The organism is Pseudomonas sp. B21-041, assembly GCF_024748675.1.
In the GTDB taxonomy this organism is placed as follows: Bacteria; Pseudomonadota; Gammaproteobacteria; order Pseudomonadales; family Pseudomonadaceae; genus Aquipseudomonas; species Aquipseudomonas neuropathica.
The window spans coordinates 3,319,074-3,342,469 of sequence record NZ_CP087175.1 but is presented as its reverse complement, the minus strand read 5'-3'; the positions used below and the strand labels follow the sequence as shown (position 1 = coordinate 3,342,469).

17 protein-coding genes are annotated in these 23,396 nt (G+C 60.6%); 12 read left to right on the top strand and 5 right to left on the bottom strand.

The annotated features are described in order from the left end of the window. Positions 1–103: 103 nt before the first annotated feature. Both LOY43_RS14880 and LOY43_RS14875 read left to right on the top strand, forming a co-directional pair. On the top strand, positions 104–1,957 hold the full coding sequence (locus LOY43_RS14880) for a polyurethanase (protein WP_258708268.1): 1,854 nt from the start codon (positions 104–106) through the stop codon (positions 1,955–1,957). Positions 1,958–2,198: 241 nt separating this feature from the next. Then, positions 2,199–2,573, top strand: coding sequence for a hypothetical protein (locus LOY43_RS14875; protein WP_095126052.1), 375 nt, complete (start codon positions 2,199–2,201; stop codon positions 2,571–2,573). Positions 2,574–2,711: 138 nt separating this feature from the next. Here the strand turns inward: LOY43_RS14875 and LOY43_RS14870 are convergent, their stop codons facing one another. After that, a complete protein-coding gene (locus LOY43_RS14870; RefSeq protein WP_095049074.1) occupies positions 2,712–2,936 on the bottom strand; it encodes a YgdI/YgdR family lipoprotein in 225 nt (74 codons plus the stop codon). Positions 2,937–3,130: 194 nt separating this feature from the next. Here LOY43_RS14870 and LOY43_RS14865 point away from each other — a divergent pair, with 194 nt between their 5' ends. From LOY43_RS14865 to LOY43_RS14850, 4 genes are read left to right on the top strand one after another with little or no spacing between them, the layout of a single operon-like run. Beyond that, entirely contained in the window at positions 3,131–4,783 is a 1,653-nt protein-coding gene (locus LOY43_RS14865) for a VRR-NUC domain-containing protein (protein WP_095126051.1), read from the top strand. Beyond that, entirely contained in the window at positions 4,780–7,098 is a 2,319-nt protein-coding gene (locus tag LOY43_RS14860) for an ATP-dependent DNA helicase (RefSeq protein ID WP_095126050.1), read from the top strand. Before LOY43_RS14865 ends, LOY43_RS14860 begins: the two co-directional genes overlap by 4 nt. 5 nt (positions 7,099–7,103) lie before the next feature. Next, positions 7,104–9,044, top strand: a complete 1,941-nt coding sequence (locus tag LOY43_RS14855; protein ID WP_095126049.1) for a PAS domain-containing sensor histidine kinase — start codon at positions 7,104–7,106, stop codon at positions 9,042–9,044. Positions 9,045–9,100: 56 nt separating this feature from the next. Continuing rightward, the gene (locus LOY43_RS14850; RefSeq protein ID WP_016983364.1) at positions 9,101–9,637 is read left to right on the top strand and encodes a hypothetical protein; all 537 of its coding nucleotides are present in this window, start codon (positions 9,101–9,103) and stop codon (positions 9,635–9,637) included. A gap of 304 nt (positions 9,638–9,941) precedes the next feature. Here LOY43_RS14850 and LOY43_RS14845 read toward each other — a convergent pair whose 3' ends face one another. The 4 genes from LOY43_RS14845 to LOY43_RS14830 all read right to left on the bottom strand — a co-directional run bounded on the left by LOY43_RS14845 (position 9,942) and on the right by LOY43_RS14830 (position 14,084). Continuing rightward, positions 9,942–10,238, bottom strand: coding sequence for a hypothetical protein (locus LOY43_RS14845; protein WP_141125586.1), 297 nt, complete (start codon positions 10,236–10,238; stop codon positions 9,942–9,944). Positions 10,239–10,426: 188 nt separating this feature from the next. Beyond that, a complete protein-coding gene (locus tag LOY43_RS14840; protein WP_095049069.1) occupies positions 10,427–11,770 on the bottom strand; it encodes a sodium:proton antiporter in 1,344 nt (447 codons plus the stop codon). A 90-nt stretch (positions 11,771–11,860) separates the two neighbouring features. After that, positions 11,861–12,718, bottom strand: a complete 858-nt coding sequence (locus tag LOY43_RS14835; RefSeq protein WP_258708267.1) for a glucose 1-dehydrogenase — start codon at positions 12,716–12,718, stop codon at positions 11,861–11,863. A gap of 211 nt (positions 12,719–12,929) precedes the next feature. Then, positions 12,930–14,084, bottom strand: a complete 1,155-nt coding sequence (locus LOY43_RS14830) for a MalY/PatB family protein (protein ID WP_258708266.1) — start codon at positions 14,082–14,084, stop codon at positions 12,930–12,932. A gap of 335 nt (positions 14,085–14,419) precedes the next feature. On the opposite strand from LOY43_RS14830, the gene fdnG reads away from it, so the two are divergent. The 6 genes from fdnG to selB are packed head-to-tail and all read left to right on the top strand — an operon-like array spanning position 14,420 to position 23,390. Next, complete coding sequence (gene fdnG, locus LOY43_RS14825; RefSeq protein WP_139213394.1) at positions 14,420–17,485, top strand: formate dehydrogenase-N subunit alpha; 3,066 nt, start codon at positions 14,420–14,422, stop codon at positions 17,483–17,485. Next, complete coding sequence (gene fdxH / locus LOY43_RS14820) at positions 17,486–18,421, top strand: formate dehydrogenase subunit beta (RefSeq protein ID WP_093431371.1); 936 nt, start codon at positions 17,486–17,488, stop codon at positions 18,419–18,421. Beyond that, positions 18,418–19,083, top strand: a complete 666-nt coding sequence (locus LOY43_RS14815; protein ID WP_258708265.1) for a formate dehydrogenase subunit gamma — start codon at positions 18,418–18,420, stop codon at positions 19,081–19,083. Before fdxH ends, LOY43_RS14815 begins: the two co-directional genes overlap by 4 nt. A gap of 3 nt (positions 19,084–19,086) precedes the next feature. After that, complete coding sequence (gene fdhE / locus LOY43_RS14810) at positions 19,087–20,013, top strand: formate dehydrogenase accessory protein FdhE (RefSeq protein ID WP_095049064.1); 927 nt, start codon at positions 19,087–19,089, stop codon at positions 20,011–20,013. A 60-nt stretch (positions 20,014–20,073) separates the two neighbouring features. After that, positions 20,074–21,477, top strand: coding sequence for an L-seryl-tRNA(Sec) selenium transferase (selA, locus tag LOY43_RS14805; RefSeq protein WP_258709936.1), 1,404 nt, complete (start codon positions 20,074–20,076; stop codon positions 21,475–21,477). Next, positions 21,474–23,390, top strand: a complete 1,917-nt coding sequence (selB, locus tag LOY43_RS14800) for a selenocysteine-specific translation elongation factor (RefSeq protein WP_258709935.1) — start codon at positions 21,474–21,476, stop codon at positions 23,388–23,390. Before selA ends, selB begins: the two co-directional genes overlap by 4 nt. The last annotated feature ends 6 nt before the right edge of the window (positions 23,391–23,396 follow it).

The window sequence follows — 23,396 nt, the reverse complement described above, 5'->3', positions numbered from 1 at the left end:
CAGCGTTAAAGAAGTGTTGTATCGAAATGCTCCGGGGCGTCCCCGTGGGGCGCCCTGGCTGTGAGCTATCTCTAACAATTCCAACAAGAGAGAGGCAATAGCAATGGGTGTGTATGACTACAAGAACTTCGGCACAGCCGATTCCAAGGCGTTGTTCAGCGATGCCATGGCGATCACGCTGTATTCCTACCACAACCTCGATAACGGCTTTGCCGCCGGTTATCAGCACAACGGCTTCGGCCTCGGCCTGCCCGCCACGCTGGTCACGGCACTGCTCGGCGGCACCGATTCCCAGGGGGTGATTCCCGGCGTTCCGTGGAATCCCGACTCGGAAAAACTCGCCCTCGACGCGGTGAAAAAGGCCGGCTGGACGCCCATCACCGCCTCGCAACTGGGCTACGACGGCAAAACCGATGCGCGGGGTACCTTCTTCGGCGAGAAGGCCGGTTACACCACCGCCCAAGTGGAAATCCTCGGCAAGTACGACGCCCAGGGCCATCTCACCGAACTCGGCGTTGCCTTTCGCGGCACCAGCGGCCCGCGTGAGAACCTGATCCTCGACTCCATCGGTGACGTGATCAACGACCTGCTCGCCGCCTTCGGCCCCAAGGATTATGCGAAGAATTACGTCGGTGAAGCCTTCGGCAATCTGCTCAATGACGTGGTGGCGTTTGCCAAGGCCAACGGCCTCAGCGGCAAGGACGTTCTCGTCAGTGGCCACAGCCTCGGTGGCCTGGCGGTCAACAGCATGGCCGACCTGAGCGGTGGCAAGTGGGGTGGTTTCTTTGCCGACTCCAACTACATCGCCTACGCCTCGCCAACGCAAAGCAGCACCGACAAAGTGCTCAACGTCGGCTACGAAAACGACCCGGTGTTCCGCGCCCTCGACGGCTCGACCTTCACCGGAGCTTCGATCGGCGTGCACGATGCGCCCAAGGTCTCGGCCACCGACAACATCGTCAGCTTCAACGATCACTACGCCTCGACCGCGTGGAATCTGCTGCCGTACTCGATCCTCAACATTCCCACCTGGATCTCGCACTTGCCGACCGCGTATGGCGACGGTATGAATCGGGTGATCGACTCAAAATTCTACGACCTGACCAGCCGCGACTCGACGATCATTGTCGCCAACCTCTCGGACCCGGCGCGGGCCAACACCTGGGTACAGGATCTCAACCGCAACGCCGAAACCCATAAGGGCAGCACGTTCATCATTGGCAGTGACGCCAACGATCTGATCCAGGGCGGCAGCGGCAACGATTACCTGGAAGGTCGCGCCGGCAATGACACCTTCCGCGATGGCGGTGGCTACAACGTCATCCTTGGCGGGCAGGGCAACAACACCCTCGATCTGCAAAGCGCGGTGAAGAACTTCGACTTCGCCAACGACGGCGCCGGCAATCTGTACATTCGCGACGCCAACGGCGGGATCAGCATCACCCGCGACATAGGCAGCATTGTCACCAAGGAACCGGGCTTTCTCTGGGGGCTGTTCAAGGACGATGTGACCCACAGCGTCACGGCCAGCGGCTTGAAGGTCGGCAACAACGTCACCGCGTACGAGTCCAGCGTCAAAGGCACCAGCGGCGCCGATACGTTGAAGGCGCATGCCGGTGGCGACTGGTTGTTCGGGCTGGACGGCAACGATCACCTGATGGGTGGCGCGGGCAATGACGTGTTTGTTGGCGGCGCAGGCAATGACCTGATGGAGTCGGGGGGCGGGGCGGATACGTTCCTGTTCAACGGTGCGTTCGGTCAGGACCGGGTGGTCGGTTTCACGTCCAATGACAAACTGGTGTTTCTTGGTGTGCAGGGTGTGTTGCCGGCGGAGGATTTCCGGGCTCATGCTGCGACCGTCGGGCAGGACACGGTGCTGACGTTTGGCAATGATTCGGTGACGTTGGTCGGGGTGTCGCTCAACAGCTTGAGTGCTGACGGCGTTGTGATCGCCTGAGGTTGATGGGGCGCCGGTAAGGGCCTCTTCGCCAGCAGGCTGGCTCCCACACTGGATCTGTGTCGTTTATAAATCCCCTGTGGGAGCGAGCCTGCTCGCGAAGAACGATAACTCGGTTTCAAAAGTGACTCGACAGCCACTCCCTGACTCAAACCCCTGCGAAAACAGGAAATGCGGCCTAAAGCCAGCACGTGCACACACGTTCTATAGCTAGCCGCCATTGAGTACAGGAGATTCAAACGTGAAAGGTTTCAAGGGGTATGTCGGGTTCGTCGCACTGGCGCTGTGTTCGGCCAATGCCTGCGCCGATCTGCCTCAAAGCTCGATTCTGAGCCGTTACGGCGTCACCACCGACCAACTGCCGAGCCCGCCGAAAACCGCGGAGGTCGAACCGGTCGAAGAGAAGAGCCGCTTTCAGATTCAGCCCGAACAACCGTTCGTGACCCTGCGCCTGGGTGACGGCAAGCAGCCGCAAACCACCGGCAATCTGAGCATCGATCGCATGGCGCAGCAGGATCTGGAACGCTGCCGGCGCTTGCAGGGGGAAGTGGTCAAGCGGGGTGGCACGTACATGCCTTGCGACGGCAGCATTCCGGGTATGCCTACCTTCGAATAAAAAAGCTGCTTTGATGATCGTTCCCACGCTCCGCGTGGGAATGCCTCAACGGACGCTCCGCGTTCGGCTCTGGATGGGACGCGGAGCGTCCCGGGCTGCATTCCCACGCAGAGCGTGGGAACGATCGATCGCCGTGAGTCAGTCTTCCTCGCGCACTGTGGCCACTTCATCAGCGCGAACCTTCACCTTGGCCCCGGAAATATCCTCGAACTCATAGAAGCCGTCCTTGGTTTTGGTCTTCGGCATGTCCTTGGTCAGGTACTGGGTGCCGTTCTGCAGGGTGACCACCGTCGGGGTCGAGCAACCGGCCAGTGCCAGCGCGGCGGCGATGGCGAAAGGGATGCCCAGTGCTTTGATTTTCATACCCACCTCTAAATCCTCATTCGATGTGATGCCGAGCATTGTCGGCCCTCTAACGCGGTTGGTGCCATCCCCGGGGGAAAAGTTCGATAGCCCGGCGAAAAAATGCCATTGATCATTTTCCGTTTGCACCGGGTGGGGCACAGCTGGTATCTGTACGCATAACCAGTACTCGCTTGCCATGGCCCAGAATTCCCGTGACTGCCAATCCCCTCGACGACCCGTTCTATTACCTTAACAACTTTCGGCAAGTGCTTGATTGGCTTGAGCTTCGTTATGCCGATGTAATGAGCGAGCCGGAACACGCATTCATCCGCGACTTCAACGCGTTGCCCCGCCCGAGTCAGGGGCTGCTGGTGCGGATGGTGATGCGCAAGGGTGTGCATTTTCGTGCCGGCAAACTCAATTACGTGGAAATCGGTGACATCGCCGAGGCCGCGCAGCCCTTGTTGGAGCACGGCTGGATCGACGAACACGCGCCGCTGGTCCTCGCCGAGTTGTTCGATGTGTTGCTCAAGGCCGAGATCCTGCAAGCGTTCGCAGCCTTTATCGAGCAACCCAAGGGCCGCAAGGACGATTGGCTGCCGCTCCTCGCCGAGCAGTTTGCAGACGCTCGCAGCCTGCGCGACTGGGCTCCGCTGCTCGATGATCGCTTGTTCAGCCTGACCATCATGGACCTGTGCGATCGCTTGCGGCTGATGTTCTTCGGCAACCTGTATCAGGACTGGTCGGAATTCGTCCTCGCCGACCTTGGCATCTTCACTTATGAAAAAGTCGAATTCTGCGCCGACTCGCGGGGCCTGCGCAGTCGCGACGACGTCGATGCGTGCCTGTTCCTGCACAACTGTCAATTGCGTTTCGAGGCCGGTGAGCCACTGGACACCATTGTTGCGCAGGTCAGCGCCTTGCACTTCGACAACCCGTGGCTGCAACGCCGGCGTGGCAAGGTGCTGTTCCAGATCGGCCAGTATTGCGAGCGCATCAGCGAGTTTGCCCTGGCCCTGAGCATTTATCGCGACTGCGCCTATCCCGGCGCCCGTTTACGCATGATCCGCGTGCTGGAGCGCAGCGGCGAATACTCGTTGGCGCTGGAGCTCGCCACGCTGGCGGAGCAGGCGCCGGAAAGCGCTGCCGAGCAGCAAGGCCTGCAACGGATATTGCCAAGGCTGCGGCGCAAACTCGGCGGCCCGCCACTCAAGCGCACAACGGCCAGACCGGTCGAGCGGCTGGATCTGCAATTGCCGCGCACCGACCCAGCCTTGTCCGTGGAGTTTTACGTGCAGGCGCATCTGCACGATGACGATGGCCCCGTGCATTACGTGGAAAACAGCCTGATCAACTCGCTGTTCGGTTTGTTGTGCTGGCCGGCGATCTTCGCGCCATTGCCCGGGGCATTCTTTCACCCGTTCCAGCGCGGCCCGGTGGACCTGCTCAACGAAGATTTCCAGCAACGCCGCGCCGAGCTGTTCCAGGCGTGCCTGAGCGAACTCGACGACGGCCGCTATGCCGCGACCATTCGCCAGCGCTTTGTCGACAAATGGGGTGTCCAGTCGCCATTCGTATTCTGGGGCGCGGTGAATGAACTATTGCTTGAGCAGGCATTGGCCTGTCTGCCCGCCGAACATCTCAAGCACTGGTTCAACCGTTTGCTGCTCGACATCAAGGCCAACCGCGCCGGCATGCCCGACCTGATCCAGTTCTGGCCGCAGCACAAAACCTACCGAATGATTGAAGTGAAAGGCCCCGGCGATCGCCTGCAGGACAACCAGTTGCGCTGGCTGGAGTTCTGTCATCAACACCAGATGCCAGTAGCGGTGTGTTACGTGCAATGGGCGGAGCAGAGCGCTTGAGCTACAGCATTGCCGTGCGCGCACTGTGCGAGTTCACCGCCAAGACCGGCGACCTCGACCTGCGCTTCACCCCATCGCCCACGGCGCTGGAAGGCATCGCCGGCCACCGCACTGTGGCCTCGCGGCGCAGCGAAAAGTATCAAAGCGAAGTGGCGCTCGAAGGCGAGTTTCTGCAGTTGAAGGTCAAGGGCAGGGCGGACGGCTACGACCCGGCGCAAACCTGCCTGGAAGAAGTCAAAACCTACCGTGGCGACCTGAGTAAGCAACCGGCCAATCACCGCCAGTTGCACTGGGCACAGGCGAAGATCTACGGCTGGTTGATGTGCCGCAAACTCGAACTTGAGCAAATCAATCTGGCGCTGGTGTATTTCGATATCGTCAGCGAGAAGGAAACCTGCCTGGTCGAGGCCTTCAGCGCCGAAACCCTCAAGGCCTTTTTCGAGCAGCAATGCACGCTGTTCCTGCAATGGGCCGAACAGGAAATGGCCCATCGCGAGGCGCGCAATCTGGCCGCGCAGCAACTGGCGTTTCCCCATGCCGATTTTCGTCCCGGTCAGCGGCACTTGGCGGAATCAGTGTTCAAAGCCGTCAGCACCGGCCGTTGCCTGATGGCCCAGGCACCGACCGGCATCGGCAAAACCCTCGGCACGCTGTTCCCGATGCTCAAGGCCCTGGCGCCGCAGCAACTGGACAAGGTGTTCTTCCTGACCGCGAAGACACCGGGGCGCAAACTGGCGCTGGATGCCAGTCAGGTGTTGTTCGATCAGTCACCAGCCTTGCCCTTGCGGGTGCTGGAAATGGTCGCCCGGGACAAGGCCTGCGAACATCCGGACAAAGCCTGTCACGGCGAATCCTGCCCGTTGGCCCAGGGCTTTTATGATCGCCTGCCGGCCGCGCGGGAAGCGGCCAGCCGAATCCGCCTGCTCGATCAAGCCGCCATGCGCGAGGTCGCTGCGCAACACGCGGTGTGCCCGTATTACCTGAGTCAGGAGATGGCCCGTTGGGTAGACGTGGTGATCGCCGACTACAACTATTACTTCGACTTCAGCGCCATGCTGTTCGGTCTGGCCCAGCTTAATCAATGGAAAGTCGCGGTGCTGGCGGACGAGGCGCACAACCTGGTCGAACGCGGCCGGCAAATGTACAGCGCCAGTCTTGATCAGTTCACCCTCGGCAGCGTGCGCAAAACCGCGCCGGCACCGCTGAAAAACTCCCTGCAACGGATCAACCGTGAATGGAACGCGCTGCATGCGCCGCAACTGGCGGCGTATCAGGCTTACGACAAGGCCCCGGAAAAACTCCTGCAAGCGATCTCGTTGTGTTGCGCGGCCATTGGCGATTACCTCAATGACCATCCGCAGGGTCTCGACAGCGCCGTGCAGAACTTCTATTTCGACCTGCTGCAATTCGCCCGGGTGGCCGAACTGTACGACGAGCATTACCTGTTCGACATCAGCAAGCGCGACCTCGACCGCAAAAAGCCGCTGTCGCAGTTATGCCTGCGCAACGTGGTGCCGGCCGCGTTCATTGGTCCGCGCCTGAAAGCGGCGCGCAGCAGCGTGCTGTTTTCCGCGACCCTCAGCCCGCGTCACTATTACGCCGATTTGCTTGGCACGCCCGCCGACACCGTGTGGATCGACGTCGAATCGCCGTTTTGCGCCGAGCAGTTGCAGGTGCAGATCGTCAGCCGCATTTCGACACGCTTCAATCATCGTCAGGCCTCGCTGGAGCCGATCGTCGAATTGATCGCGCAGCAGTTCAGCGAGCGTCCGGGCAACTATCTGGCGTTTTTCAGCAGCTTCGATTATCTGCAACAAGTGGCGTCGTTACTCGCTGAGCGTTACCCGCACATCACCCTGTGGCAGCAATCGCGGGGCATGCTCGAAGGGGCGCGGCAGGCCTTTCTCGATCAGTTCACCGCGCACAGCCAAGGTGTCGGCTTTGCCGTGTTGGGCGGTGCGTTCGGCGAAGGCATCGATTTACCCGGTGCGCGGCTGATCGGGGCGTTCATTGCCACGTTGGGGCTGGCGCAGTTCAATCCGGTCAACGAACAACTTAAACACCGCATGGCCGCCATCTTCGGCGCCGGTTACGATTACACCTACCTGTACCCCGGCGTGCAGAAAGTGGTACAGGCCGCCGGGCGAGTCATCCGCACCCGTGAGGATAGCGGCGTGGTGATGCTGATTGACGATCGCTTTGCCGAGAGCCGGATCAAACAGCTGCTGCCGCGCTGGTGGGCAATCAATCACGAGACGGACGCTTCCCAATTTGCCGGATTACCGCATACTTCTGCTCATGACAATGGCTGGTGAGTGTGATGAGCGAGAAAAACAAGACCGCGGCGATCGAAGAGATGCGTTTTCGTCTGCTGATCGATGCGGTGGTCGACTATGCGATCTACATGATCGATCCCGACGGCATCATCACCAGTTGGAACTCTGGCGCCAAACGCTTCAAGGGCTACGAAGAAGCGGAAATTCTCGGCGAACATTTCTCCCGCTTCTATACCGCTGAGGATCGCGCCGCCGGTCTGCCGCAACGTGCGCTCGATACGGCGATCCGTGAGGGACGTTTCGAAGGCGAGGGCTGGCGGGTGCGCAAGGACGGCACCAATTTCTGGTCGCATGTGGTCATCGATCCGATCATTGATCCCGACGGCAAATTGCTCGGTTTCGCCAAGATCACCCGCGACCTGACCGACCGGAAAATGGCTGAAGAAACCCTCAAGCAAAGCGAGCAGCAGTTCCGCTTGCTGGTGCAGGGCGTCACCGACTACGCGATCTACATGCTCAGCCCCGAAGGCCGGGTCAGCAACTGGAACCAGGGCGCACAGCGGATCAAAGGCTATCTGCCGGAAGAAATCATCGGTCAGCATTTTTCGCTGTTCTATACCCCCGAAGACCGCGAACTCGGCGAGCCGCAACGGGCGCTGGAAATCGCCACCCGCGAGGGCCGCTTCGAGAACAAGAGCTGGCGCATGCGCAAGGACGGCACGCGGTTTCTCGCTCATGTGGTGGTCGATGCGATTCGTGGTGACACCGGCACATTGCTCGGTTTTGCCAAGATCACCCGCGACATCACCGAAGCCCACCAGGCGCAACAGGCGCTGGAGAAAACCCGTGAAGCGCTGTTCCAGGCGCAGAAGATGCAGGCCATCGGTCAGCTCAGCGGTGGCATCGCCCATGACTTCAATAATCTGCTGACGGTGATTCTCGGTAACCTCGAGATCGTGCAAAAGCGCGTGGGCGACGATGCGAAAATCAGCCGCCTGCTGGAAAACGCCACCCAAGGCGCCTTGCGTGGCGTCTCGCTGACCCAGCGCATGCTGGCATTTGCCCGCCGTCAGGAATTGAAGACCGAGTCGGTCGATATCGCGCAATTGGTTCAGGGCATCAGCGGTTTGCTGCGTAGCTCCCTCGGGCCGGGTATCCTTGTCGACACGCGGTTTCCCGACGATCTCGAGCTGGTGCTGGCGGACACCAATCAGTTGGAATTGGCCTTGCTCAATCTGGCGACCAACGCCCGCGACGCCATGCCCGATGGAGGTACGGTGAGCATCAGCGCTGAACCGCAAGTGGTGCTAGAACTGGGGCATTCGGACCTGCCTGCGGGGCGTTACGTCTGCCTTAGCGTAATCGATACCGGGGAGGGCATGGATGATCACACGCTGGCGTCGGCCAGAGATCCGTTCTTCACCACTAAAGGCTTGGGCAAGGGCACCGGGCTGGGCTTGTCGATGGTCCACGGCTTCATGGAACAACTCGGTGGCCGTTTCATTCTCAAGAGTGCAAAGGCCCAGGGCACCACGGCAGAACTGTGGATTCCGGTGGCCGGCGAGGGTACCGTCAGCAATTCGCTGCAGCCACACGCCGAGCCCGTGGTGGTACCAAGACTCAGCGTGCTGGTGGTGGATGACGACTCACTGGTATTGAACAGCACCAGTCTACTGCTCGAAGACCTCGGCCATCGGGTGGTCAGTGCGACGTCCGGTGCGCAAGCGCTGGCGTTGTTCGATCAGGGCGAGGTCATCGACCTGATGATCACCGACATGGCCATGCCGAAAATGAGCGGCGCGCAACTGGCCCATGCCGTGCGCGTGCTCAAACCGGATCTGCCGATCATCCTGGCCACCGGCTACGCCGAACGCCTGGAAGGCTTTGCCGCGCAACTGCCACGATTGCCCAAGCCGTTTACGCAGATGAATCTGGTGGCAATCATTGCCCAATCGATGAAACAAGGCGTCGGTCAATCCGTCTGAACTTGGGCGCCAACGGGGACTTCTAAACGTTTTCCCCACCCCGGAGCGTGCATCTTTTGTCTCGCATACTGACTGAGCCCACCGCTGAAGAAACCCTGACCGAACATGACGCCAAGATGTTTGGCTCACCCAAGGAACGGCTGGATTTCTATCGGCGGGAGATCCAGTACGAAACCAGCATCCTCGCCAACCGTACCGACGCTTATCTGGCGGCGCAGTCGTTTCTGGTGATTGCCTTTGCCTCGTGCATGGCCAACCTCAACCCGGAGTGGGGCAAGTTGTTCACGCTGGTGGTGCCACCCTTTCTGGCACTGCTCGGGCTGCTCAGCTCGCTGAATGCCTGGCCGGGGATTCGCGCGGCGTACGACATCATCGATCACTGGCATTTCAAGCAGAGCCACTTGCTGCACAGCGAGCCGCTGATGGGCCTGGCGTATGACGAATCGCCGCTGTTCAGCGAGATGGAGTCGAGCCACAAGGGCTATCGCAAGTCGCTGCTGTTTTCGGTGCGTACGCCGTGGATCTTTGCGACGTTCTGGGTGTTGCTGGGGAGTTATGCGGTGTTTATTCAGGTGACCAATCCGGGCGGGTGATTGGCAGGTAGGGAAAAGCCCGGCTTATGTAGCCGGGCTTTTTTATTCGCGTGGATTTTGTGGTGCTATTCAGACCGATCCCCCTCACCCCAACCCTCCCGAAACGTCGGACCGCCCCCAATGGGGGCGAGGGGGAAGGGAGCAGATCTTCGTTGTACTCAAAATCTGCGTTCGACTCGGTATCTCAATGTCGTGGTCAGAATCTGCGTTCGACTCGGTATCTCAGGTCGGCGTACCTCGACCATTCACCTCGGTCAGTTCCCTCTCCCTTTGGGAGAGGGCTAGGGTGAGGGGCTGTTCTGGCTCATTCCACAGTTTCAAGCTCTCGACGCAATGCCACCGAGTTCTGCGAGGACATCGGGATCGGCGGGAAGTCTTCGTTCAAGACGCACAAATGGTCGATGGCATCTTCAAACATCGAATCGGCTTTCTTGCGCAGCGCGCGGTATCGCTCAAACTGTTCAATGTCCAGATCGGCCACGTCGAGCAGCGCATTGGCTGCGCGGTTGAGGGTGTGGGCGTTATCAAACAATTGACGATTGCGTTCCAGAGCCAGTGCTCTGCAAGCCTTGATTTGCGCAGGAGTCGAGCATTCTTTCATGACCGTGACCTTAATCTTCAAGGATTCCGTTTCATAGGCGTAGCGCCGCAGGGGAACCGAACCTGCCGGGCCCCGCCGGACATATCCGGCGAGGGGTTATGCTTGTGACTGCCGGCCATTAATCAGGGATCCATTTTTATATAGAAAAAAATTCGATCAATTCGCCGAATAAATTCGCAAATCAAAAATCAGTTTTTTTGTTTTTTGCGCTGTTCGTAACGGGCGAGGATCGGTTGCGTGCTGATGCCATGGAGCAAGATGCTCAGCGCCACCACCGACAAGGTCAGATCGGTACACAGGCTGGCCACCGTGTCGGTCAGCCCGTGGTTCAAGGCATAAAACAGATAGAACAGGCTGCCGATACCGCGAATGCCAAACCAGCCGATCAACAGCCGTTGCCTTCCTTTGAGCAGTGCGCCCCAAGGCATCAGCGCGACGCAGGCCGGGCGGATCAGGCAGAACAGCACGCCGCCCACCAGCAACGCCCGCCAGTCCCAGTGCGCCACCAGCACCACGCCGAGCAGGGTCACCAGAAATACTTCCATGGCGCGCTCGACCAGACTGCCGAACGACAGCATGTCGCCCATCATGATCCCGGCGGCGACCTGGCTGCTTTCCAGCCGTTCGGTGTCGCCGTGCACCGCGTGCTGCGGTTCGACGTTCTGATGACCGACCACCGGCTGTACCAAGTGCTCGGCGGGCGGTTGCCCGGCGCCGGTGGATTTGACTTCGACCTGACGCAGGCCCAACCCGGCAGCGAACACCGACAGAAAACCATAGCCGCCAATCGCTTCGGCAACGACATACGCCAGGGCAATCAACGACAACGCTAGATAGTCGTTCGGGCTGAGCGTGCTGTCGTCATTGTGAATACGCAGCGACAGGGTCACGCGGCCGATACCTCGGCCCATCCAGTAACCGGTGAGCAGACCTGCGGGCACCGCCCACAACAAACTGCGCAAGACCCAGCCCTGCCACTCGGCGGCAGAGCCATCACCGTGAATCAACAACAAGCCGAGAATCACAAACGGAAAGGCTACCCCGTCATTCAACCCGGCCTCACCCGACAGGCCGAAACGCACGCTGTCGACATCCCGCGCATCATTGACCTGCACCAACGCCGCCAGCACCGGGTCGGTGGGCGCCAGCATCGCGCCGATCAACAACGACGGCCCCCACGGCAAGCGCAAAGCAAAATGCAGCAGCAGGCACACCCCGGCGATGGTCAGCACCATTACGGGGCCGGCGAGGCCGAAGGCGATTCGCCAACGCTTGTCGCGCAGCGGCAGGCGCAATTTCAGGCCGCAGACGAACAGAGAAAACAGCACCGCGACTTCTGTCAGGTGCTCCATCCACAGCGAGGCGTCTTCCAGGGATAGTTTCAGCAGATCAAGGCCACTGGGGCCTATGCCGATTCCCAACAGCAAACAAACCGCCGAGGTGGTCACCGGCATCCAGCGCAGGTATGACGACGTCAGTGCCAGGGTCAGCAGGACTGCGCCGAGTACGGCGACCCACACGATAAAACTCATGATCTGCCGCCCTCAAATGTTTGATGTGACGGCAATCGCACCGTGTTCAATGGGCCTTCAGTTTTACTGTAGGCGTTGGCGAAGGCGTCATCACAACATCGGTTTACCACCGGTCACGCCATAGCGCTGGCCGGTGATGTAACTGGCTTCGTCCGAGGCCAGCAATACGTAGATCGGCGCCACTTCCACCGGTTGGCCGGGGCGGCCGAGCGGGGTGTTGCCGCCGAAGTTCTGCACTTCTTCATCGGGCATGGTCGAGACGATCAGCGGCGTCCAGATTGGCCCCGGTGCCACGCAGTTCACGCGGATTTCCTTTGGCCCGAGCATCTGCGCCAGACCGCCGGTGAAATTGGCGATCGCGCCTTTGGTGGTGGCGTAGGCGAGCAGGGTGGGTTTGGGCATGTCCGAGTTGATCGAGCTGGTGTTGATGATCGACGAACCGGCGCGCATGTGTTTTATCGCGGCCTGACACAAGCGGAAGATCGCAGTGATGTTGACGTCGAAGGTCATCACCCATTCCTCGTCGGGGATTTCTTCGAAGGTTTCGTGGGTCATCTGGAACGCGGCGTTGTTGACCAGCACATCGATTCGGCCGAAGCGTTCCACGGTCTTGTCGACCAAGGCCTGGCAATGGGCCTTTTGCGCGATATCGCCCGGCAACAGCAGGCACTGGCGCCCGGCCTGCTCGACCCAGCGCGCGGTTTCCTTGGCGTCCTCGTGTTCATTCAGATAGGCGACCGCCACGTCAGCGCCTTCACGGGCGAAAGCAATGGCCACGGCGCGGCCGATACCGCTGTCAGCGCCAGTAATCAGAGCGATCTTGCCGGCTAGTCGTCCGGAGCCGACATAGCTTTGCTCGCCGCAATCGGGATAGGGTTCCATCTTGCGTTGCGAACCGGGAACGGTCTGGGGTTGTGCGGGGAAGGGTGGTTTTGGATAGTCGGTCATCGCGGGTCTCCGAGGTCTCAGGGCAGGTATGGGCGGTTGACCCGGGGTGTTTGCCGTGAGTTCGATCGGATTTCCAACGATGATTTTGCGTGAACATACATCCCCTGTAGGAGTGAGCCTGCTCGCGATAGCATCCTGACATTCAACATCATTGTTGACTGAAATACCGCTATCGCGAGCAGGCTCACTCCTACAGGGGGATGTGGTGTTCTCAGATAATGCGTTGTGTCAGGGCGCGCTCCATGCGGGCGATACCTTCTTCCAGCAATGAACGCGGGCAGCCGAAGTTCAGACGGACGAACTGCTGGTGTTGATCGCCGAAGTCCAGACCGGCGCTGAGGCCCACCTTGCCCTGCTCAAGGAAGAACTGCTGCGGGTTGTCCAGGTCCAGCGCCGAGCAATCCAGCCACGCCAGATAGGTGCCCTGCGGAACGTTGATGGTCACGCCCGGCAACCGCTTGCGCACCGCTTCTACCAGCCAGTCGCGATTGGCTTGCAGGTAGGTTTTCAGCTCGGCCAGCCACGGCCCGCCTTCGCTGTAAGCCACGCGGGTGGCTTCCATGCCCAGCGGGTTGACGCTGTCGACCATGCCGCAACGGGCGTGATTGACGCGTTCGCGCAGGGCAGCGTTCTGAATGATCATGAACGAGGTCTTGAGGCCGGCGATGTTGTACGCCTTGCTCGCCGACATCAGAGTGATGGTGCGCTCGGCGATCTCCGCGCTCAGCGACGCGGTCGGAATGTGCACGCGACCGTCGAAGCACAGCTCGGCGTGGATTTCGTCGGAGATGATCCACGCGTCCTGCGCTGTACAAATGTCCGCCACCGCTTGCAGCTCTTCACGGCCAAACACCTTGCCAATCGGGTTGTGCGGGTTGCTGAGCAACAGCGCGCCACCGCCGTTCAGCGATTCACGCAATACGTCCAAGGGTGTCAAGTAAGTGCCGTCAGCCTGCGCGACGAACTCCAGTTCAACCTTGTTCAACCCCCAATTCCCCGGCGCATGGCGCAGTGGCGGGTAGTTGGGCACTTGCACCACGACGTTCTGCTGTGGCTGCACCAGCGCTTTCAAGGCCATGTTGAAGCCCGATTCGACGCCCGGCAGGAAAATCAGCTCCTGCGGTTTGACCTGCCAGGCGTATTTGTTCCAGAGGTCGGCGACGATGGCTTCACGCAGGTTGTCCTGCGCCACGCTGTAACCCACCAGCGGATGCAGCAAGCGTTGTTGCAGCGCCTCGATCACCACCGGCGGCGCGGCGAAATCCATATCAGCGACCCACATCGGCAACACGTCGGCCGAATAGCGGCTCCACTTGGTGCTGCCGGTGTTGTGGCGGTCGAATACCTGATCAAAATCGAAAGTCATGCGCGGTCTCGTGAAGGCGGGAATGGTCCTGCGGGGCATGATAAACCCTTGTCCCTTTGGAAACACACTCAAACCCTGTGGGAGCTGGCTTGCCAGCGATAGCGGTGGGTCAGTCACCATCATTGTTGGAGGAGCCGACGTCATCGCTGGCAAGCCAGCTCCCACAGGGTTTGCGGTTGTTAGTAGGAGTGCCGACAAACGGCCGACGGTCGGTTTTCACACAGATCGTGTGGTCATTGTCTACAGTGAAAAAGTCGGCAGACGTTTGCCGCAACCGTGATTGTCCAGATAAAACCCGGCACCAGTACCGGGTTCCACCTGATCAGGAGTGCACGATGGATCTCAGCCGTCGTCAGTTCTTCAAGGTCGCCGGTATCGGCCTTGCAGGCTCTAGCCTGGGCGCGTTGGGCATGGCCCCGACGCCAGCCTTCGCCGAGCAGGTGCGCCACTTCAAGCTTGCCCACACCCATGAAACCCGCAACACCTGCCCGTATTGCTCGGTCGGTTGCGGGTTGATCATGTACAGCCAGGGCGATGCCGCGAAGAATGTCGCGCAAAGCATCATTCACATTGAGGGCGACGCCGACCACCCGGTCAATCGCGGCACCCTCTGCCCGAAAGGCGCAGGCCTTCTCGACTTCATTCACAGCCCCGGCCGTTTGCTCTACCCGCAAACACGCAAGCCCGGCAGCAGCGAATGGACACGAATCAGTTGGGACGAAGCGCTTGATCGCATCGTCGACCTGATGAAAGCCGACCGCGATGCCAATTTCATCGAGAAGAATGCCAACGGGCAAACGGTGAATCGCTGGCTGAGCACTGGGTTTCTCGCCGCATCGGCGGCGTCCAACGAAGCCGGCTACATCACCCAGAAGGTGATTCGCAGTCTTGGCATGCTGGGGTTCGATAACCAGGCGCGTGTCTGACACGGCCCGACGGTGGCAAGTCTTGCCCCGACGTACGGCCGTGGTGCCATGACCAATACTTGGACCGATATCGCCAACGCGAATCTGATCCTGGTGATGGGCGGCAACGCTGCAGAAGCGCATCCGTGCGGCTTCAAATGGGTGACCGAGGCCAAGGCGCACAACGCTGCGCGGCTGATCGTGGTTGATCCGCGTTTTACCCGGACCGCGTCCGTGGCCGACTATTACGCGCCGATCCGCACCGGCACTGACATCGCCTTCATGGGCGGGTTGATCAATTACCTGCTGACCGAGGACAAGATCCAGCACGAATACGTGCGCAACTACACCGACATGTCGTTCATCGTCAGAGCAGGCTATGGCTTCGAAGACGGGATCTTCAGCGGCTACGACGCGGAGAAACGCAGCTACACCGACAAATCCGGCTGGGGTTACGAGATGGGCGACGACGGTTTCGTCAGAGTCGACCCGACCCTGCAAGACCCGCGCTGCGTCTATCAACTGATGAAGCAGCATTACAGCCGCTACACCATCGACCTCGCCAGCCAGATCTGCGGCATGCCGGTCGATGCCATGCAGAAAATCTGGGAAGAGATCGCCACCTGCTCGACACCGGGCAAGACCATGACGATTCTCTACGCCCTCGGCTGGACGCAGCACTCGATCGGCGCGCAGATCATTCGCAGCGCGGCGATGGTGCAATTGCTGCTGGGCAACGTCGGCATGCCCGGCGGCGGTGTGAACGCCTTGCGCGGTCACTCGAACATTCAGGGCTTGACCGACCTTGGCTTGCTCTCCAATGCGCTACCGGGCTACCTGACCCTTGGCAGCGACACCGAGCAGGATTACGCCCAGTTCATCCACAAACGCACGCAAGTCCCGCTGCGGCCGGGGCAATTGTCCTATTGGCAGAACTACAGCAAATTCCACGTCAGCCTGATGAAGTCGTGGTACGGCGCAAACGCCACTGCCGAGAACAATTGGTGCTACGACCATTTGCCGAAGCTCGACATCCCCAACTACGACGTCCTGAAGATGTTCGACCTGATGAGCCAGGGCAAGGTCAACGGCTACTTCTGCCAGGGCTTCAACCCGATCGCCGCGCTGCCGGACAAGAACCGCGTGATGGGCGCCTTGGCCAAGCTGAAATGGCTGGTGGTGATGGATCCGCTCGCTACCGAAACCTCGGAGTTCTGGCACAACGTCGGGCCGTACAACGACGTGAAAAGTGCCGAGATCCAGACCGAAGTCATTCGCCTGCCCACCACCTGTTTTGCCGAAGAGGACGGCTCACTGGTCAACAGCAGTCGCTGGCTGCAATGGCACTGGAAAGGCGCCGATGGCCCGGGCGAAGCGCAGACCGACATTCGCATCATGAGCGAGCTGTTCCTGCGCCTGCGCAAGCGCTATCAGGCCGAGGGCGGCAAATTCCCTGATCCGCTGCTGAAACTGACGTGGCCGTACAAGATCCCCGACGAGCCTTCGCCGGAAGAGTTGGCCAAGGAAATCAACGGCAGTGCCGTGGCCGATTTCACCGATGCCACCGGCGTCGCGGTCAAGGCCGGCTCGCAACTGGCAGGTTTCGGCTTGCTCAAGGATGACGGCAGCACTGCGTCCGGTTGCTGGATCTTCGCCGGCAGCTGGACCGAGGCCGGCAACCAGATGGCCCGCCGCGACAACGCCGATCCGTACGGCATGCATCAGCATCTCGGCTGGGCGTGGGCCTGGCCGGCCAACCGGCGGATTCTCTACAACCGCGCTTCGGCGGACGTCGCCGGCAAACCGTGGGACCCGAAAAAACGTCTGGTGTGGTGGAACGGCAAGGCCTGGGGCGGCACCGACGTGCCGGACTACAAGGCTGATGTGCCGCCGGAAGCCGGGATGAACCCGTTCATCATGAACCCCGAGGGCGTGGCGCGGTTCTTCGCCGTCGACAAGATGAACGAAGGGCCATTTCCCGAGCACTACGAGCCGTTCGAAACGCCGATCGGCATCAACCCGCTGCACCCGCAAAACAAGAAAGCCACCAGTAACCCGGCGGCGCGGATCTTCGATTCGGTCTGGGAAACCCTCGGCGAGGCCAAGGACTTCCCGTACGCCGGCACCAGTTACCGGCTCACCGAGCATTTCCACTTCTGGAGCAAGCATTGCAAGTTGAACGCGATTGCCCAGCCTGAGCAGTTCGTCGAAATCGGTGAAGTGCTGGCGAAAGAGAAGGGAATCGCTGCCGGTGATCGTGTGCGCGTCAGTTGCAAGCGCGGGTTTATCGAAGCGGTGGCGGTGGTGACGAAAAGGATTCGGCCGCTGCAGGTCAACGGCCAAGTCGTGCATCAGATCGGCATCCCGCTGCATTGGGGGTTCACCGGCCTGACGCGTCACGGTTACCTGACCAACACCCTGGTGCCGTTCCTCGGCGATGGCAATACCCAGACCCCGGAATCCAAGTCATTCCTGGTCAACGTGGAGAAACTGTAAATGGCCAGCCAAGACATCATTGCCCGCTCGGCCACCACAACCGTGCCGCCGTCGGTGAGGAATCAGGAAGCGGTGGCGAAGCTGATCGACACCACCAAATGCATCGGCTGCAAAGCCTGCCAGGTCGCCTGCTCGGAATGGAACGAACTGCGCGACGAGGTCGGCCACAACCACGGCACCTACGACAACCCGCAAGACCTGAGCGCGGAAACCTGGACGTTGATGCGCTTTACCGAGCACGAAACCGACGCCGGCAACCTCGAATGGCTGATCCGCAAGGACGGCTGCATGCACTGCGCCGAGCCGGGTTGTCTGGCGGCGTGCCCGAGTCCCGGTGCGATCATCAAGCACGCCAACGGCATCGTCGATTTCGATCAGGATCACTGCATCGGTTGTGGCTATTGCATCACCGGTTGCCCGTTCAACATTCCGCGCATTTCGCAGAAGGATCACAAGGCCTACAAGTGCACCTTGTGTTCGGATCGCGTGGCGGTAGGGCTGGAACCGGCCTGCGTGAAAACCTGCCCGACCGGCGCCATCGTCTTCGGCACCAAGGAAGACATGAAGGAACACGCCGCCGAGCGCATCGTCGACCTTAAAAGCCGAGGCTTTGAAAACGCCGGTCTGTATGACCCGGCAGGCGTTGGCGGCACGCACGTGATGTACGTGCTGCACCACGCCGACACGCCGAAAATCTATGCTGGTTTACCGCAAGATCCGGCAATCAGTCCGTTGGTGGGCCTGTGGAAAGGCATCAGTAAACCGCTGGGCCTGCTGGCCATGGGTGCGGCGGTGCTGGCCGGGTTCTTCCATTACGTGCGCATCGGCCCGAATCGCGTCGAAGAAGATGAACATCCGACGCCGCCCGACACCTCGGTGCATGTCGTCGATCCGGCGGTGCACACCTTCGATCCACGCGGGGAGGACCGGCCATGAGCAACAAGACGATCCTGCGTTACACCGCCAACCAGCGCACTAATCACTGGCTGGTGGCGATCCTGTTTTTCATGGCCGGGCTGTCGGGTCTGGCGTTGTTTCATCCGTCGTTGTTCTGGCTGAGCAACCTGTTCGGCGGCGGGCCGTGGACGCGGATTCTGCACCCGTACATGGGAATAGTGATGTTCGTGTTTTTCCTCGGTCTGGTGCTGAGTTTCTGGCGCGCCAACTTCTTCATCAGCAACGACGGCAAGTGGATGCGCCGCATTGACCGGGTGCTGGTCAACGACGAAGAAAGCGTACCGCCAGTGGGCAAATACAACGCCGGGCAAAAGCTGCTGTTCTGGACTTTACTCCTGTGCATGCTGGGTTTGCTGTTCACCGGGCTGGTGATCTGGCGCGCCTGGTTCAGTGCGTATTTCGGCATCACCGTGATTCGCTGGGCAATGCTGCTGCATGCGCTGGCCGGGTTCATTCTGGTGCTGAGCATCATCATTCACATCTACGCCGGGCTGTGGATCAAGGGTTCGGTGGACGCGATGATGCATGGCTGGGTAAGCCGCGCTTGGGCGAAGAAACACCATGAACTCTGGTATCGCGAGGTGACCCGCGATGAACGCCAACCGGACGTGCCGGAGCGACCGATCACCAAAAAGGGCTGACTTTTGCCAACCATTCTTGAACCTGGGGAAATCGAAGCGGCGGCGAGTTCGCCGCCGTTTCTGCATCTGCCGCCTTCGAACCTGTTTGCGCTGCGGGCTGATCGACTGGAACAACTGGCCGAGGGGCATGCGCTGGCAGAGTACCTGCGACTGATTGCCGGGTTGTGCCGGGTTCAGCAGCAGGTGTTTGATGATCCGCCGCTGACGGCGCCGTTTGATCAGCAGCGGATCGAGGCTTGTCAGCAGCATGGTTTGCCGCCGTTCGCGGCTGATAGCTTGGTGCGCGAAGAGGGCTGGCAGGCTTATCTCGAAGCTTTGCTGCAGCGTTATGAACCTGATGAACAGCCCGCCGTCATTGAGGCGGTGACAACGTTGCGGGTCGCCAGTCCCGGTCAGTTACGTGCATGGGCCGTGGCGTTGGTCAGTGGCCAATACTCAATGGTGCCGGCGCAACTGGTGCCGTTTCTTGGCGCAGCGCTGCAAGTGGCCTGGAGTCACTGGCTGCTCAGCGCGGCGAATCTGCAACTGAAACCCGGCGACAGCCTCAGCCAATGCCCGGCGTGCGGTTCACCGGCGATGGCCGGGGTGATCCGCCATCGCGGCAAACACAACGGTTTGCGTTATCTGGTCTGCTCGCTGTGCGCCTGCGAATGGCATGTGGTGCGGGTCAAGTGCGTGTATTGCGAGTCGAGCAAGGGTCTGGATTATCTGAGCCTTGAGGACGATCGCCATGCTGCCAATCAGGCGCCGCTTAGGGCGGAAGTCTGTCCGGGCTGCAACAGCTATCTGAAACTGGTGTATCTGGAGAACGATGCCGATGCCGAGGCGTTGTCGGCGGATCTCGGCAGTTTGCTGCTCGATATGCGTCTGGCTCAGGATGGTTTTCAGCGGCTGGCACCGAATCTGTTGCTCGCACCGGGAGACGAATGACCTCAAGGTCTACACTCTTGTTTTTCACTGCGGGGCGCAGTGAACTGTCTCCAGGAGTGACTGATGTCCCTGCGGTTACCTTCCATTGATGGTGTGTTGCGTCATCCGGCCTGTGTGCCTTTGCTTGAGCGTCATGGGCGTGAATCACTGCTGGCGGGTTTGCGCCAGTTGCTCGATGAACTGCGCCCCGGTGTGTTGAACGGGCAATTGTCAGCCGTCGAAATCAGCCCTGAAGTGCTCGCTGGCCGCGTCAGTGAACGCCTGCTCCAGCAACAACGCAGCCACGTGCGCCGGGTCTTCAACCTCACCGGCACGGTGCTGCACACCAACCTTGGTCGCGCCTTGTTGCCCGAAGAAGCCATCGACGCGGTGCAAATGGCCGCGCGTTATCCGCTCAATCTGGAGTTCGATCTGGCCAGCGGCAAACGCGGTGATCGCGATGACCTGATCGAAGGCCTGATCCGCGAACTGACCGGCGCCGAGGCCGTTACCGTGGTCAACAACAATGCCGCCGCCGTGCTGCTGACGCTCAACAGTCTGGGCGCGCGCAAGGAAGGCATTATTTCCCGTGGCGAGCTGATCGAGATCGGCGGCGCCTTCCGCATCCCCGACATCATGGCCCGCGCCGGCGTGCGCCTGCATGAGGTCGGCACGACCAATCGCACCCATGCCCGCGACTATGAAGCGGCGATCAACCCGCGCAGCGGTTTGATCATGCGTGTGCACGCGAGCAATTACAGCATCGAAGGGTTTACCGCTCGCGTGCCGACTGCGGAATTGGCCGAGTTGGCCCATCGGCATGGTTTGCCGTTGCTGGAAGATCTGGGCAGCGGCAGCCTTTTGGATTTGACCCGTTGGGGATTGCCGGCGGAACCGACTGTGCGGCAGGCGCTGCTGGATGGCGCGGATATCGTCACCTTCAGCGGCGACAAGTTGCTCGGCGGCCCTCAGGCCGGGTTGATCGTCGGGCGCAAAGAGCTGATCGCGAAGATCAAGAAGAACCCGTTGAAACGTGCGCTGCGGGTGGACAAGTTGACCCTGGCGGCACTGGAGGCGGTGCTCGGGTTGTATCGCGATCCCGATCGCCTGGCCGAACGTCTGCCGAGCTTGCGTCTGCTCACCCGGCCGCAGGCAGATATCTTTGCGCAGGCCTCACGCTTGAAGCCCTTGATGGCTGAAATCTTGGGATCGGTTTGGCAGGTTAGCGCAGTCAAGGCCTTGGGCATGATCGGCAGCGGCAGCCAACCGGTGGCGCGTTTGCCGAGCGCGGCGTTGTGTATGCGCCCGCAAGTCTCCAAGCGTTTGCGCGGGCGTTGCCTGCTGAATCTGGAAGCGGCGTTGCGCGCGTTGCCGATCCCGGTGCTTGGGCGGATTGACGACGATGCACTGTGGCTGGATCTGCGTCAGCTCGACGATGAACCGGCGTGGCTCGGGCAATTGCCGCAGTTGCAGGTCGAGTCGTGATCGTCGGCACGGCAGGGCACATCGACCACGGCAAGACTTCGCTGTTACAAGCGCTGACCGGACAAACCGGCGACCGCCGCCCGCAGGAACGTGCACGCGGCATGACCATCGACCTCGGTTATCTCTACGCTGAACTGGAACCCGGCGCGGGGCTGACCGGGTTTATCGACGTGCCCGGCCACGAGAAATTCACCCACAACATGCTCGCCGGTGCGCAGGGTATCGACCTGGTCTTGCTGGTGATCGCCGCAGACGATGGCGTGATGCCGCAGACCCGCGAGCATCTGGCAATTGTCGAATTGCTCGGCATCCCGCGCGCCGTGGTGGCGATCAGCAAATGCGACCGGGTCGAAGCGGGCAGGGTGGAGGAGGTTCAGCGGCAGGTGCTGGATTTGCTTGAGGCCGGGCCATTTGCTGAAGCGCCGATCGTGCTTGTGTCGAGCGTGACCGGGCAGGGCGTTGATGAACTGCGCGAGACGTTATTGCAGACGCAACGTGAAATACTGGAGCGCAGCCGCGAAGGTGGTTTTCGCCTGGCCATCGACCGCGCGTTCAGCGTCGCCGGCGCGGGGATTGTGGTTACCGGCACGGCGTTGTCGGGCACTGTTTCAGTCGGCGACAAACTGTTGCTCGGACCTTCCGGCAAATCGGTCCGAGTTCGCGGCTTGCATGCGCAAAATCAACCTGCCGAACAGGCTTTCGCCGGGCAGCGAGTGGCTTTGAATATCAGCGGCGAGCGTCTTGAACTGGCGCAGATCCATCGCGGCCAATGGTTGCTGGCGGAGTGGCTGCACGCGCCAACACAACGGGTCGACTTCGACTTTAAACTGCTGCCCAGCGATCGCACGTTCGAACACTTTCACCCGGTACATGTGCACCTCGGTACGCAGGACGTCATCGCTAGGGTGGCTTTACTTGAAGGCCCGCGGCTGAGTCCCGGCGAGCGCATGTTCGCGCAACTGCTGATCAATGCGCCGGTGCATGCGGTGAAGGGCGATCGCCTGATCCTGCGCGACCAGAGCGCGCAACGCACCTTGGGTGGCGGTCAGGTCCTCGACCCGTTCGCCCCGGCGCGACAACGGCGCAGCCCTGAACGTCTGGAGCAACTACGCACCTTGGCCTCCGGCGGCGAACTCGAACACGTCTTGCCCGTGCTGCTCAACTACAGCGCCGGCGGCCTCGATCCGCAAAGGCTGGAGCGCCAGTTCAATCGCCCGCGCGCGTCGTGGTCGTTAGCGGAAAACGTCCGCCTGATCGACACCCGCCAAGGCCCGGTGCTGTTCAACGTGCAACGCTGGGCGCAGTTGAAATTCACCCTGCTGGAACAACTCACACAGTTTCATGAACAGGAGCCCGACCAGATGGGCCCCGACCGCGATCGCCTGCGCCGCTTCAGCGGTCTGGCGCTGGAGCGTTCGACGTTTGTAAGTTTGCTGGATGAATTGCTGGCGGCCGGATCGATCCAAACGAGCGGCCCATGGCTGCACCTGCCTGAGCATCAGGTGCGCCTGAACGCCGAAGACGAAACCCTCTGGCAACAACTGCAACCGCTGTTTGAAAACGCCAAATTCGACCCGCCGTGGGTGCGCGACATCGCGAAAATGCTCGGCCAGGACGACGCCGTCGTGCGCCTGCTGCTGCGCAAACTGGCGCGCTTGGGTCTGATGCATCAAGTCGTACGCGATCTGTTTTTGAGTGACGCGCAACTGCGCCAAATGGCTGACGTGTTGTTAAAACTGGCCAAGGAAAATCCGCAGATCCAGGTGACAACCTTCCGCGATGCGCTAGGCTTGGGACGCAAACGCTGTATTCAGTACCTCGAATATTTCGACCGCGTCGGCCTGACCCGACGCATCGGCGAATCCCGCCAGATCCGCCCCGACAACGCGCTGGCCAACGCCGACGCGCAATGAGTTCAA